The sequence below is a fragment of the Salegentibacter maritimus genome (assembly GCF_016236915.1).
Classification (GTDB): Bacteria; Bacteroidota; Bacteroidia; order Flavobacteriales; family Flavobacteriaceae; genus Salegentibacter; species Salegentibacter maritimus.
Genome location: NZ_JAEHOK010000002.1, coordinates 305067 through 318070 on the forward strand (window position 1 = coordinate 305067; position 13004 = coordinate 318070).

The 13004-nt window shown below is 38.6% G+C and carries 12 protein-coding genes and 2 tRNA genes; 12 read left to right on the forward strand and 2 right to left on the reverse strand.

Features of this window, described 5'->3' with window-relative positions:
- Nucleotide 1: 1 nt before the first annotated feature.
- The 6 genes from I6U49_RS02965 (at nucleotide 2) to I6U49_RS02990 (ending at nucleotide 3054) form a co-directional block, all read left to right on the forward strand.
- A complete protein-coding gene (locus I6U49_RS02965; RefSeq protein WP_198627506.1) occupies nucleotides 2–394 on the forward strand; it encodes an ExbD/TolR family protein in 393 nt (130 codons plus the stop codon).
- An 8-nt stretch (nucleotides 395–402) separates the two neighbouring features.
- Nucleotides 403–1221 (forward strand): energy transducer TonB, encoded by an 819-nt coding sequence (locus I6U49_RS02970; protein ID WP_198627507.1) that lies wholly within the window; start codon nucleotides 403–405, stop codon nucleotides 1219–1221.
- Between the two features lie 30 nt (nucleotides 1222–1251).
- Nucleotides 1252–2442, forward strand: coding sequence for a bifunctional folylpolyglutamate synthase/dihydrofolate synthase (locus I6U49_RS02975; protein ID WP_198627546.1), 1191 nt, complete (start codon nucleotides 1252–1254; stop codon nucleotides 2440–2442).
- A 66-nt stretch (nucleotides 2443–2508) separates the two neighbouring features.
- Nucleotides 2509–2583 (forward strand) — tRNA-Val (locus tag I6U49_RS02980).
- A gap of 93 nt (nucleotides 2584–2676) precedes the next feature.
- A tRNA-Val gene (locus I6U49_RS02985) sits at nucleotides 2677–2751 on the forward strand.
- Between the two features lie 45 nt (nucleotides 2752–2796).
- Nucleotides 2797–3054: a GIY-YIG nuclease family protein gene (locus tag I6U49_RS02990; protein WP_198627508.1), complete on the forward strand. Its 258-nt coding sequence runs from the start codon at nucleotides 2797–2799 to the stop codon at nucleotides 3052–3054.
- Between the two features lie 98 nt (nucleotides 3055–3152).
- Here I6U49_RS02990 and I6U49_RS02995 read toward each other — a convergent pair whose 3' ends face one another.
- A complete protein-coding gene (locus I6U49_RS02995; RefSeq protein ID WP_198627509.1) occupies nucleotides 3153–4205 on the reverse strand; it encodes a flavin-containing monooxygenase in 1053 nt (350 codons plus the stop codon).
- Between the two features lie 93 nt (nucleotides 4206–4298).
- Here I6U49_RS02995 and I6U49_RS03000 point away from each other — a divergent pair, with 93 nt between their 5' ends.
- The 3 genes from I6U49_RS03000 to I6U49_RS03010 are packed head-to-tail and all read left to right on the forward strand — an operon-like array spanning nucleotide 4299 to nucleotide 6110.
- Complete coding sequence (locus I6U49_RS03000) at nucleotides 4299–5072, forward strand: creatininase family protein (protein WP_232804616.1); 774 nt, start codon at nucleotides 4299–4301, stop codon at nucleotides 5070–5072.
- A 13-nt stretch (nucleotides 5073–5085) separates the two neighbouring features.
- Nucleotides 5086–5418: a CidA/LrgA family protein gene (locus I6U49_RS03005; RefSeq protein WP_193710409.1), complete on the forward strand. Its 333-nt coding sequence runs from the start codon at nucleotides 5086–5088 to the stop codon at nucleotides 5416–5418.
- The gene (locus I6U49_RS03010) at nucleotides 5418–6110 is read left to right on the forward strand and encodes an LrgB family protein (RefSeq protein ID WP_193710410.1); all 693 of its coding nucleotides are present in this window, start codon (nucleotides 5418–5420) and stop codon (nucleotides 6108–6110) included. The genes I6U49_RS03005 and I6U49_RS03010 overlap by 1 nt, the downstream gene beginning before the upstream one ends.
- Here I6U49_RS03010 and I6U49_RS03015 read toward each other — a convergent pair.
- Nucleotides 6099–7370: a cation:proton antiporter gene (locus I6U49_RS03015; RefSeq protein ID WP_198627510.1), complete on the reverse strand. Its 1272-nt coding sequence runs from the start codon at nucleotides 7368–7370 to the stop codon at nucleotides 6099–6101. The genes I6U49_RS03010 and I6U49_RS03015 overlap by 12 nt on opposite strands.
- 167 nt (nucleotides 7371–7537) lie before the next feature.
- Between I6U49_RS03015 and I6U49_RS03020 the strand changes: the two genes are divergently transcribed.
- The 3 genes from I6U49_RS03020 to I6U49_RS03030 are packed head-to-tail and all read left to right on the forward strand — an operon-like array spanning nucleotide 7538 to nucleotide 12940.
- Nucleotides 7538–7924 carry a hypothetical protein gene (locus I6U49_RS03020; protein ID WP_198627511.1) on the forward strand — a complete coding sequence of 129 codons (387 nt, stop codon included), beginning with the start codon at nucleotides 7538–7540 and terminating at the stop codon, nucleotides 7922–7924.
- A 10-nt stretch (nucleotides 7925–7934) separates the two neighbouring features.
- Nucleotides 7935–10301, forward strand: a complete 2367-nt coding sequence (ppsA, locus tag I6U49_RS03025; protein WP_198627512.1) for a phosphoenolpyruvate synthase — start codon at nucleotides 7935–7937, stop codon at nucleotides 10299–10301.
- An 11-nt stretch (nucleotides 10302–10312) separates the two neighbouring features.
- Complete coding sequence (locus tag I6U49_RS03030; RefSeq protein ID WP_198627513.1) at nucleotides 10313–12940, forward strand: cation-translocating P-type ATPase; 2628 nt, start codon at nucleotides 10313–10315, stop codon at nucleotides 12938–12940.
- Nucleotides 12941–13004 lie beyond the last annotated feature (64 nt).

The window sequence follows — 13004 nt, forward strand, 5'->3', positions numbered from 1 at the left end:
TATGAATTTAAGAGGAAGAAATAAAGTAAGCCCCGAGTTCAGTATGAGCTCAATGACAGATATTGTATTCCTGTTATTGATCTTTTTTATGCTCACCTCGCCGGTAATTACTCCAGAAGCTTTAGATCTTATACTTCCAAAGGCAAAAGGAAAAACTACCAGCGTTCAAAATGTATCGGTTAGTATTACAAAAGATCTGCAGTTTTATGTAGACGACCAACGTGTAACGCAGTCTTCTTTAGAAAGTACGCTAAAAACAAAGCTGTCTGGTGAAGAGAAACCCACTATTATCTTAAGGGCAGAAGAAGGAGTGCCTATAGAAAAGGCAGTGAATGTGATGGATATTGCAAATAGAAATAGTTATAAAATCGTTTTAGCGGTTAAACCCGAATAAGCCTAATTATGTTAGATACCAAACACGAAAAAAAATCTTTTACCATCACGGTTATCTTACACGTGTTGCTAATTGCATTGTTATTTCTGTTAGGATTTAAATATTTAGACCCGCCGCCAGAGAGCGGTATTGCCATCAATTTTGGGACATCAGAAGTTGGCTCTGGAAATGAGCAGCCTACCGAGCCGGTAAAATCGGCACCTCAGCAAACTACAGTTCCCGAAACGCAAACCCAACCTGAGCCGGTTATTGAAGAGGAAGTGGTAACCCAACAAACAGAAGAGGCACCGGTTATTGAAGAAAAGAAAGAGCCAAAACCGGTAGAAAAAAAGGAACCCGAAAAACCCAAAGAAGAACCACCGGCCAAAAAGCCTGAACCCAAACCCGATAAATCCACTACCGATGCCATGAGTAGTATTTTAAATGGTCCGGAAAGATCAGGCACCGAAAGTGGAGGGGAAGGAAACGATAGTCAGGCTGGTGATAAGGGAGACCCTAATGGAGACCCTAACGCTAGTTCTTATTATGGAAGCGGCTCTGGCCTGGATGGAGATGGAAACTACCGTTTGGGAGGTAGAAGGGCCTTGAATAAAGAAAAATTTGTTCAGGATTGTAACGAGTCCGGAATTGTGGTGGTTCGTATAGAAGTTAACCAGAATGGACAGGTAATTAATGCTACGCCCGGTGTAAAGGGAACTACCAACAGTGCGTCTTGTTTAACCGATCCCGCAAGAAGGGCTGCGATGGCCACGCGTTTTAATAGCGATAGTAACGCACCCTCTCGCCAGGTAGGGACTATTATTTATAACTTTAAACTTTCTGAATAAGTGGATGCATATACAAAAACTGTTGAATGGATGTTTCAACAGTTGCCTATGTTTCAACGAGTAGGAGCGCAGGCTTTTAAAAAAGATCTTTCCCGTACCATTAAACTAGATGAATATCTGGGGAATCCGCATAAGAATTTTAAATCGGTTCATATTGCCGGTACCAACGGTAAAGGTTCTACAAGCCATATGTTGGCCTCTATTTTACAAGAAGCCGGTTATAAAGTAGGTTTATATACTTCTCCGCATCTAAAAGATTTTCGGGAACGAATTAAAGTGAACGGAAAATTTATTCCAAAGAAAAATGTAGTTGGATTTATTGAGGAGCATAGGGATTTTTTGACTGAAAATAATCTTTCTTTCTTCGAAATGACCGTAGGAATGGCCTTCGATTATTTTTCGAAGACGAAAGTAGATATTGCTATAATTGAAGTAGGCTTGGGTGGTAGGCTCGATTCTACCAATATTATTACGCCAGAGGTGTCGGTAATTACCAATATAGGCTTAGACCATACCGCTTTTCTAGGAGATACTATTCCAGAAATAGCTAGTGAAAAAGCCGGGATAATAAAAGATAATGTACCCGTAATTATTGGAGAAACCCAAAAAGAAACTACCAGGGTTTTTAAAGAAGAGGCACTAAAACATAAGTCAGAAATATATTTTGCCCAAGATCTAAAACTGGAAAATTATGATACAGATCTTAAGGGAGGGTATCAGAACAAAAATATGAAGACGGCAGTTGCCGCTATAAAAGCTTTAAGGGAAAAGGGCTGGGAAATCCCGGAAGAATGTCTTAAAAACGGACTTAATAGTGTAAAGTTGCATACATCGCTTCAGGGACGCTGGGATATTTTACGGGAAAAGCCAAGGGTGATTTGTGATACGGCTCATAATGCAGAAGGCCTTAGTTTGGTTTTTAAGCAGCTTAAGAATGAGAAATTTCAACATCTACATATTGTTTTAGGAGTGGTGAATGATAAAGATTTAGAAAAAATCCTGCCATTGTTTCCGAAAGCCGCACTTTACTATTTTTCTAAACCGGCAGTTCCCCGTGGATTAGATGCTGAGATTTTGCAACAAAAAGCCGCTGATTTTGGCCTTGAAGGAAGTTTATTTGGTTCTATTTCAGAAGCCTATGATGCTGCCCTGGATGCTGCCCTGGATCAGGATTTGGTGTTTATAGGTGGAAGCACGTTTAGTGTTGCCGAAATAATTTAATTTTTTTGAAATTTTTCTTGGTGTAGATTAAAAACTAGTCTATATTTGCATCCGCATTCAAGAATAGGGCGCGTAGCTCAGTTGGTTCAGAGCACTTGGTTTACACCCAAGGGGTCAGGGGTTCGAATCCCTTCGCGCCCACAGAATATAAAAGGCTTCTAAAAAATGAAGTCTTTTTTTAGCTTAGTGAAATTTTTAGTTTTTTAAAGAAAGCTAATTTTATTGAAAATTTTAGGGCGCGTAGCTCAGTTGGTTCAGAGCACTTGGTTTACACCCAAGGGGTCAGGGGTTCGAATCCCTTCGCGCCCACTTTTATTCCCAAATCCCAAAGTTTACCTACTTTAGGGATTTTTTATGTCGAAATTTTACATTTATATACTTTTTTCTGAATCACTTAATGGATATTATATTAGTTCCACCCAAAGCATTGATAACAGGCTGAAGAAACATTTGCAGAGCAATAAAGGTTTTACATCGAAGGCTAAAGATTGGTTACTAGTTTATTCTGAAACATTCGAAACCAGAACAGGAGCAGTTCGCAGAGAGCGACAAATTAAGAAATGGAAAAGCAGAAGAAGAGGTTGTCTGAAATGTCTAGCTTCGTCAAGCTGAACTCGTTTCAGCTTCTAAGATGTTTTGATTATCAATATTTTAGATGCTGAAATAAATTCAGGATGACGATTTTAATAACTTTTCAGACAACCTCTTTGTTATAAAAGGGTTTTTTCTTCGGCTTTAATATAATTGGCAAGATATTGAGCATCTTTTTTAATTCCGCCTAAAGTTGCCGAGCCTCTTGTATGTAACCAGGGAAGGCCTATAAAATATAGTCCGTCAATATTGCTAACACCTCTATGGTGTTTAGGATAACCATCTTTTGTAAGTTCTAAACCTTCTATCCAACCAAAATTTGGCCTGTAACCTGTAGCCCAAACAATATTTTTTAATTCCTCAATTTTTTGATTTTCGGTAAATATAATTTGCTCTTTGGCATTTGTAGTTTTCCCAACAGGTAGTACATTGTCTCTTTTTAAAATGCCTTTAACGTCTGTACCAATAATAGGTTGTTTAGACCGACTAAGCTTTTTTCCAAGCCAGGTTTTTCGACTAAAACTTAGAAAACCTATCTTAGTAAACCACCACCATAAGGTTTTTCCCAAAATTTCCTGTGGAAGTACCCGCACATTGGTAGCGCCGGAAAAGTAGGTAGTTCGGTTAGTTTGAGAAATTTCATCTAAAATTTGAAATCCTGAATCCCCGGCCCCAACAACCATCGCAGGGCCTTCCTGCAATTGCCCGGGATTTTTATAATAGTTACTGTGAATTTGAAAAATATCTTCTGATATTTTCTGTGAAAAAGAAGGGGTGTATGGAATATGAAATGGACCGGTAGCGATTACTACATTTTGGGACTTTAATTCGCCTTTACTATGCTTTAGAATGAAAAAATCATCTTCTTTAACCACGTTTTTTATCAGTGTATTTAAACGAACTTCAATATTGAATGTCGCTACATATTTTTTAAAATAGGTTGCTACATCTTCCTTGCTGGGGTAATATCCTTTTTTTGCAGGGAAATCCATTCCCGGTAAATTATTAAATTCTGAAGGTGTAAATAGCTTTAAAGAGTCCCACCTATTTAACCAGGAAGCACCTACTTCCTCTTCTTTATCAATTACCACATAAGTTTTGCCCAATTTATTAAGATAATAGGCCATGGAAAGCCCGGCTTGCGCTCCCCCAACAATTACAAAATCTAGCATCTATCGCATTTTCAGCAAAGATAAGTTTTAATTTCCACCTGTTTAATAGCTCTAGAAAAAGCATAATTGCTAATTTTAAGGCAAAATTAGCTTATGGAAAGAAAAATTAGGCCTTATGTTCTGGCCGAAACAAACTGGAAGCAGATAAGAGATGAAGATTTTAGTGTAGCCGTTTTGCCCTGGGGTGCTACTGAAGCACATAACTATCACTTACCTTATGCTACTGATAATATTTTGGCAGAAGAAGCTGCTACAAAAGCGGCAGAAAAAGCCTGGGGACAGCAGGCAAAAGTCGTGGTTTTACCTACTATTCCATTTGGGGTAAATACCGGTCAAATGGATGTAAAGCTTTGTATGAACCTTAACCCCAGTACCCAATATGCTGTTTTAAAAGATGTAGCCCAGGTTTTGCAAATGCATAATATCGATAAGCTGGTTATTTTAAATGCTCACGGCGGAAATAACTTTAAGCAAATGATTAGGGAATTGAGCCTGGAATACCCCAACCTTTTTACCTGCTCAGTAAATTGGTGGCAGGTTACCGATGCTAAACCATATTTCGATGAACCAGGGGATCACGCCGGCGAGCTTGAAACAGCAGCGGTTATGCATTTACGCCCCGAATTGGTTTTACCGCTGGAAGAAGCCGGAGACGGAAGTGCCAAAACTTTTAAAATAAGTGCTTTAAAAGAAGGTTGGGCAAGTGCGCAACGAAAATGGACTAGCGTAACCAAAGATACAGGAGTAGGAGACCCCAAAGCTGCTACGGCTGAGAAGGGAGAGGTTTTCTTTGAAAAAACCACCGATTTGATCGCCGATTTCTTTGTGGAGCTGCACGGGTCAGATTTAGAAGATATGTATCATTAATTAAAGAAAACTTATGCTTAAAGCTCTGGCCTATATCTTTGGATTTTTACTTTTAGGTGAGCTAATCACCTATTTTTTTAAAATTCCAATTGCCGGAAATATCCTGGGGATGTTTTTGATTTTTATCGCTTTAAGGCTTAAAATAGTAAAACTTAAGGATGTAAAACCGGCCTCAGATAAACTTATAAAATACCTGGTATTATTCTTTATTCCCTATGGAGTAGGTTTAATGGTTTATTTTGAAGTTATAGCCGATTATTGGATGCCAATTTCTATAGCAGTTATTGCCAGCACAGTGATCACCCTGTATATTTCGGCAATTATTATTGAAAAACTGGAGCGATAATGCATGAATTCTTTCAATTACCGGTATTTGGAGTTTTTATAAGTATAATTGCTTTTGCAGGTGGCCGTGAAATACGTAAAAAGTTTAATTATGTATTACTAAATCCGGTGTTGCTGGCCATTTTATTTATTATTTCATTCTTATTAATTTTTAAAATAGATTTTGAAGATTATAATCGGGGTGGAAAATTTATAAGTTTTTTTCTGGGACCTTCGGTTGTGGCACTAGGGGTTTTCTTTTATGAGAAATATGAAGCCGTAAAGCAAAACTTAAAGATTTTTTTATTTTCTGTACTTATTGGTGGAATAAGCGGAGTCTTAACCGTAATTGTTTTTCTCTTGCTTTTAAAAGTTCCCGATTTTATTGTTGAATCGCTCGCAGCTAAATCGGTTACCACACCTATAGCTATTGAAATAACAAAGCTTACCGGTGGAATTCCTGAAATTACTGCCGGGATAGTAATTGCTGTGGGAATATTTGGCAATGCTTTTGGCCCTTTTATCCTGAAAAAATTAGGAATTAAAAGTAAAATTGCCATTGGCGCAGCCCTTGGTATTGCAGCTCACGGTATTGGAACCGCCCGCGCTTTTGAAGAAAGCAAATTGGCAGGAGTCTATGGGGGACTGGCAATGTGCGTAAACGGAATTATCACGGCACTGGTAACACCGTATTTGCTTCAGTTATTCCTGTGAAATTTCACCTGCCTGGTTTTCGCCTTTTTTAGTTTTTCGCTTAAAGTATGCAATAATTGAAGGTGCGGTAAGTCCGTGTAAAACCACAGAAATTAAAATAATATATGCGGTAATGGCATAGAGTTCTTCTTTATGCTCAAAACCATCAAATTCCACAAAAGCCCAGGAAAGGTAAAAAACCGAGCCTATACCTTTAATTCCCAGGAAACTTATAGCAAGTTTGTTTTTAAAGCTATCTTTAATCCCCATCATACTTAAAACACCGGCAAGTGGCCTAATTATTAATACAAAAGCAAAGGCAAAAAGAATCCCCCTCCAGTCAGTAAGGCTAAGCATGCCATTCATGATAGAGGCTCCAAAAAGAATAATCCATACAACAAGAAGTAGGCGTTCTACCTCATGAATAAAATCGTGCATTTTTGTTTTATAATCGCCACTAACTTTTTCGTAATGTCTAAGACTTAGACCGGTAAAGAAAATTGCTAAAAATCCGTAACCATGTAAAAGTTCTGTGGCACCATAGCTAAGTAAAGTGAGGGAAAGTGCCAGAAAGCCGTCAAAAGTTCTAATCCCGGTGTACTTATGAATCCTATCCAGTAAAAAACCTATAGACTTACCAATGGCAAACCCGGCTATGGTTCCAATAATAATTTTTAAAAAGAATTTGTCTAATACCCAACCTGTAAAATCGAATGCGGCCCAGCTACCTGCCTGTGCAACCAACACGGCCATATATGTAAAGGGAAAAGCCAGCCCATCATTTAAGCCCGCTTCGGCGGTGAGCGCAAATCTTATTTTTCCTTTATACTCTTTTTCCCGCTCAGGATCGTCAAGTTGGGTTTCGGCAGCTAAAACCGGATCTGTGGGTGCTAAAACGGCGGCAAGTAATAAAGATGAGGGCACACTCAAATACAAAAAGTTTTGCCCCAGGAAATAGGCAGAAACTATACAAAGCGGCATCGTTAAAAAAACTAATAAAAAAGGTCTTTTCCAGGCTTTAAAACTGTAATTATTTCCAATTTTTAAGCCGGCGCCCATCAGGGAAATAATCACAATCATTTCAGAGAAATACATAAGGCCTTTATCGGCCCATAAAGGATCTGGCCAGCTAATTGGTAAACCTAAGGCGAAGAGTAAAAAACCAATAATTAGCAATATTACCGGTCCACTAATTTTTATGCGCTTTGAGATTGAAGGCAGCCAGGCCATAATAAGCGTAGTAAAACCAATTCCGGCTAAAATCCAGTAGTGTTCTTTCATAATTTTAAAAATAACTTTTTTAATTGATCTTCCTTAAAACCTAAAGTTTTTTCACAAAAAACTAACAATATAGATGATTGGGTTTTATAGTTAATTGACTGATATTTATCATATTAAAATAGTTTTATAGAAGTTAACTTTGAGAGGATAACCAATGCCTATAAAAGATGGATACTTCTTTATTTCTCGCTAAGTTCTGGGGTTGGTACCTCCTTATATTCTTTTTTGTGCTCAGTTTTAATCCCAGACGAATACAACAAATTTTTGAGGATTTAAAAGATCAAAAGTTTTTGATATTAGCCGCTTTTGCTGCTATTATTATAGGCTTGTTAAACATTCTTTTTCATAATGTTTGGGAGCTTAACTGGAAGTTTATCATCACTATGCTTGGCTGGACTTCACTTTTTATAGGACTTGGCCTTTTTGTTTTTCCTGAACCTACTACACGTAAACTATCTGTACTAAATCTTAAGCTTGTACAGACCATTTATGTATTACTTTTTCTATTGGGGATTTTCCTACTAAATATGGGCTATCAACTGGTATTACTCTAAACAAAGGCTTATGAAGTTCATTAAAAAATTTAAGGAAATATCTATAAAAAATCTAGCTGAAGTAGGCGGTAAAAATGCTTCTTTGGGTGAAATGTATAATGAGTTATCTTCAGAAGGAGTGTTGGTGCCAGATGGTTTTGCTACTACCTCTGAAGCTTTTTGGACCTTTTTGAAATCTAATGATATAGAAGGAAAATTAAAAAACCTGTTGAAACAACTAAACAGGGAAAATTATAAGAATCTTTCCGAGATTGGTTCTGAAGCCAGAAAGCTGATTTTAGAGGCAGAATTTTCAAAAGAGTTTTCCGAAGAAATTATTTCAGCATATAAAGACTTGGGCAAGGGAGAGGATATTCAGGTAGCCGTGCGAAGTAGTGCAACCGCCGAAGATTTGCCCAATGCTAGTTTTGCCGGGCAGCACGATAGCTTTTTAAATATACAGGGAACAGAAGTTTTACTTAAGGCGGTTAAAAATTGTTTTGCTTCGCTTTATACGAACCGGGCTATTAAATATAGGGAAGATCAAGATTTTTTGCATCACGAAATAGCTCTCTCGGTAGGCGTGCAAAAAATGGTACGCTCTGATATTGGTTGCTCCGGAATTGGCTTTAGTTTGGAGCCAGAATCTGGTTTTAGAAATATTATTCATCTATCTGGCGTATGGGGATTAGGAGAGAATATTGTGCAGGGTTTGGTAAATCCAGATGAATTTGATGTTTTTAAACCCACCATAGATAAAGCCGAAAATCCCATTATTCAGAAAAAACTTGGTCGCAAAGAACTTTCTATGGTCTACGCCGAGTCCAGTGGTCACTCTTCTACCGTAAATATTGAAACACCGCTGGCAAAACAAGATAGTTTTGTGCTAGATGATAAGGAGATTATAAAACTTTCCCGGTGGATCTTATTAATAGAAAAGCATTATAACAGGCCTATGGATGTAGAGTGGGCAAAAGATGGGGGCTCTAACCAGCTCTTTATTACTCAGGCCCGGCCAGAAACCGTGCACCAGGCTGAAGACAAACGTTTTTATATAGAATATCACTTAAAAGAAAAAGGCGAAATTTTAACCAGTGGTAGTGCCATTGGCTCCAGTATTGCTTGCGGGGTAGCCCGGTTTTTAAAGTCACCCGATGAAGGTTATAAACTAAACCCCGGTGAAATTTTAATAACCAACAACACCAGTCCAGATTGGGATCCTTTATTAAAACTGGCAACTGCGGTGGTAACCGATAGGGGCGGCAGAACCAGCCATGCCGCCATTGTAGCCCGTGAACTTGGTGTGCCGGCAATTGTAGGGACAACCAACGCTACTACAAAAATAAAAGACGGGGAAATGATTACCGTTTCCTGTGAGGGTAAAACCGGCTTTGTGTATAAAGATGCCCTGCAGTTTGAAACTAAGAAAATTGATTTCGGAAAAATTAAGCTTCCTAACACTGAAGTTAAGTTTATATTATCAGATCCAGACAGGGCTTTTCAACTCTCTTTTTATCCCAATACGGGTGTTGGTTTATTGCGAATGGAATTTATAATTACCCATAAAATTAAGATTCACCCCATGGCCCTGGTAAAATATGATGAGGTAAAAGAGAAGGCCGCAAAAAAGACTATTGATGAGCTTACCTGGCAGTATAAAGATAAAACAGACTTTTTTGTAGAAGAATTATCCCGGGGAATAGCCGTAATGGCGGCTGCATTTTATCCGAAAGAAGTTATTGTTAGGCTTAGCGATTTTAAAAGTAATGAATATGCCAACTTAATAGGAGGTAGGCAATTTGAGCCTTTAGAAGAAAATCCTATGCTGGGTTTTAGAGGTGCTGCCCGCTATTCGCACCCTAATTATAAAGATGCTTTTAGGCTGGAGTGTAAAGCCATAAAAAAGCTTAGGGAAGAAATGGGATTTGTTAATCTAAAAGTGATGATTCCATTTTGCAGAACTATAAAAGAAGCAAAAAGCCTAATTGATACTTTAAAAGAATTTGGCCTTGAGCGTGGAAAGAATTCACTTGAGCTTTATATGATGGTTGAAATTCCTTCAAATGTGATTCTGCTGGAAGAGTTTGCAGCGTACTTCGATGGATTCTCTATAGGTTCTAACGATCTTACCCAGCTTACACTCGGCGTAGATAGGGATTCAGAGCTTATGACGCCTGTTTTCGATGAAAATAATCCGGCAGCGAAAGAAATGATTGCCACCGCGATACATAAAGCCGGAAAAGCAGGGAGAAAAATAGGCCTCTGTGGCCAGGCACCCAGTGATATTCCTGAATTTGCTTCCTTTTTGGTAAAAGAAGGGATTAACAGTATCTCGTTTAATCCTGATGCCCTGCTAAAAGGAATAGAAAATATTAATAAGGCAGAAGCTGTACGTTAAAACATCATAGAATGATTAAGGATGTGCATAGGCTCTCTATTGAAAAAGTTTTAGCAGATTTGGATGTAGATCCCACTAAGGGCTTAGCCTATCCCGAGGTTATATCTAGATTGGAAGAAAATGGCTATAACCGCTTAAAAAAGGAAAAGTCTAAAAACATCTTCCTCATTTTTTTAGAGCAATTTCTTGATCCCATTATTTATATCCTGGCTGCTGCCATGCTATTGGCTTATCTCTTTGGTGAATACATAGAAGGTACTGCTGTTTTAATTGTTATTCTTATCACCACCTTAATAGGATTTTTTATGGAATGGCAGGCGCTTCGCTCGGTAGAGGCACTGCAAAAAATGGTAGAAACCCGGGCCAGGGTTTGGCGTGATGGAAAAGAAAAGCAAATAAAGGCAGTGGGATTGGTGCCCGGAGATATTGTGCTTTTGGAAAGCGGCGATGTGATTCCTGCCGATTGCCGTATGTTAGAAACCGATAGTTTTGCCGTGAAAGAAGCAATTCTTACAGGTGAGAGTAATCAGATAGAAAAAAGTACAGAAAGCCTTTCTGCTAATTTTCCTTTGGCCGAGCGTAAAAATATGCTTTATAAAGGTACTATTGCGGTTAGGGGAAAAGCAAAGGCCGTAGTGGTGGCCACCGGAATTAATACAGAAATTGGACGCATTAGCGAGCTTACAGAAAACGCTAAAAAAGAAAGTACTCCTTTAGAGAAGAAACTAAAAAGATTAAGTCGGTGGCTTATATGGCTTACTTTATTCTTGGCCTTGCTTATTATAGTTACCGGTTATTTTCAGGGAAAAGACTTATTGTTAATGATCGAAACCGGAATAGCCCTTGCGGTAGCCGCTATTCCCGAAGGCTTGCCCATAGTGGCAACTATTGCCCTTGCCAGGGGAATGCTTAGGCTTTCCAAAAGAAATGTGGTGATAAAAAAACTGGAAGCCGTTCAAACTTTAGGCGAAACCGGTATTATTTGTACCGATAAGACAGGCACCCTTACCGAAAACAAAATGAGTGTACATTATGTGATGCTTCCTTCTTCAGAATTTCCTGCTACCGAAGCCAAAAAATTCAAAAAAGACATTGCTTTTGAAAGGTTGATAGATATTGGGTGTCTCTGCAACAATTCAAAAATGAAAAATGGCGAAATGGCCGGGGACGCCGTAGAGATCGCCCTGGTAGAATTCGCTGCAGATATGGGTTTTAATTGTAAAGAAATTCAGCAAAAATACCCCAGAACTCAGGAAGTTCCTTTTGATGCTGAAATCAAAAAGATGGCTACGGTTAATCGCGTTGAAGATGATTTCCTGGTATGTGTAAAAGGCGCCCTCGAAGCTTTGTTAGAATCTTGCGATTTAATTTTAACTAAAGAAGGATCAAAAGAATTTCAGGATAAAGAAAAATGGGAAAAACAGGCCGAATTAATCGCTGCTGAAGGTATGCGGGTTTTGGCTTTCGCCTACAAAGAAAGTAAAGAAAATCCGGGCAGGGAAAACCTAATAGACAATCTCACATTTGTTGGAATTCTGGGTTTTTTAGATCCGCCAAGAAAAGATATTAAGCAAGCAATAGAAACCTATAAAAATGCAGGGATACGGGTGGTTATGGTTACCGGAGACCATCCCGATACCGCAAGAAAAATAGGAGAGGAAGTTGGACTTATCCCAACCAATGCTTCAGATAGTATGGTGGTTAAAGGCGCTGAACTGGAGGAAATAGAAACTTTACCTGAGGTTAAGCAAAAGAAAATAATGGAGGCAGCAATCTTTGCCAGAATGGTTCCGGGACAAAAACTGGATTTGGTAGAATTTTACCAGAAGAAAAAAGCTATTGTAGGAATGCTTGGCGATGGAGTTAATGATGCCCCGGCACTAAAGAAAGCCGATATAGGCATTGCTATGGGGATTAGGGGCACTGAAGCCGCCAAAGAAGTGGCCGATGTAATTCTAATGGACGATAAGTTTACTTCTACCGAACTGGCCATTAGACAGGGCCGTACCATTTTTGAAAATATTAGGCAATTTGTTGTTTTTTTACTTTCCTGTAACCTGGCCGAGATCATTGCGGTGGCACTGGCTTCTTTAAGTAACCTGCCTATGCCTTTACTGCCGCTTCAAATTCTATTTTTAAATCTTATTACCGATGTTTTCCCTGCCCTCGCCCTTGGCGTGGGAAAAGGAGATCCAAATATTATGAAAGCTCCCCCACGTGATCCTCAGGAACCTATTTTAACAAAAAAACTTTGGTTCGCTACCGTGTTATATGGCTTAAGTATAACTGCAGCGGTAATTGGAGTGGTTTTATATACCCATTTTAAAATGGGCTTAAACTCAAACCAGGTAAATAATATTGCTTTCTATACACTAATATTAGGTCAATTGCTTAATGTGTTTAACCTTCCTGCCAGAAATGTTTCTTTTTTAAAAAACGAGGTGACAAAAAATAAATGGGTTTGGGCTGCCTTGTTTTTTTCTGTTTTAGTGATGCTTGTGGTATATCAAATTCCAATAATGGCCCGGGCATTATCGCTGGTGCCGCTTACTGCTAATCATCTTTTGGTGGTTGTGGTTTTTGGTACTGCCTCCCTGCTGTTATCCCAAATTTTTAAGCATTTAAAATTAGCTAACTAAACTTGTTGGAGACTGAGAGAAATCATTTTTTATAAGTCGGTTTTATGCTAATTTTCATACTACA

Bases quoted from the DNA above. Each gene is read 5' to 3' on its own strand.
- I6U49_RS02965 (WP_198627506.1), top strand. From the start codon at position 2: ATGAATTTAAGAGGAAGAAATAAAGTAAGCCCCGAGTTCAGTATGAGC.
- I6U49_RS02970 (WP_198627507.1), top strand. From the start codon at position 403: ATGTTAGATACCAAACACGAAAAAAAATCTTTTACCATCACGGTTATC.
- I6U49_RS02975 (WP_198627546.1), top strand. From the start codon at position 1,252: ATGTTTCAACAGTTGCCTATGTTTCAACGAGTAGGAGCGCAGGCTTTT.
- I6U49_RS02990 (WP_198627508.1), top strand. From the start codon at position 2,797: ATGTCGAAATTTTACATTTATATACTTTTTTCTGAATCACTTAATGGA.
- I6U49_RS02995 (WP_198627509.1), bottom strand. From the start codon at position 4,205: ATGCTAGATTTTGTAATTGTTGGGGGAGCGCAAGCCGGGCTTTCCATG.
- I6U49_RS03000 (WP_232804616.1), top strand. From the start codon at position 4,299: ATGGAAAGAAAAATTAGGCCTTATGTTCTGGCCGAAACAAACTGGAAG.
- I6U49_RS03005 (WP_193710409.1), top strand. From the start codon at position 5,086: ATGCTTAAAGCTCTGGCCTATATCTTTGGATTTTTACTTTTAGGTGAG.
- I6U49_RS03010 (WP_193710410.1), top strand. From the start codon at position 5,418: ATGCATGAATTCTTTCAATTACCGGTATTTGGAGTTTTTATAAGTATA.
- I6U49_RS03015 (WP_198627510.1), bottom strand. From the start codon at position 7,370: ATGAAAGAACACTACTGGATTTTAGCCGGAATTGGTTTTACTACGCTT.
- I6U49_RS03020 (WP_198627511.1), top strand. From the start codon at position 7,538: ATGGATACTTCTTTATTTCTCGCTAAGTTCTGGGGTTGGTACCTCCTT.
- ppsA (WP_198627512.1), top strand. From the start codon at position 7,935: ATGAAGTTCATTAAAAAATTTAAGGAAATATCTATAAAAAATCTAGCT.
- I6U49_RS03030 (WP_198627513.1), top strand. From the start codon at position 10,313: ATGATTAAGGATGTGCATAGGCTCTCTATTGAAAAAGTTTTAGCAGAT.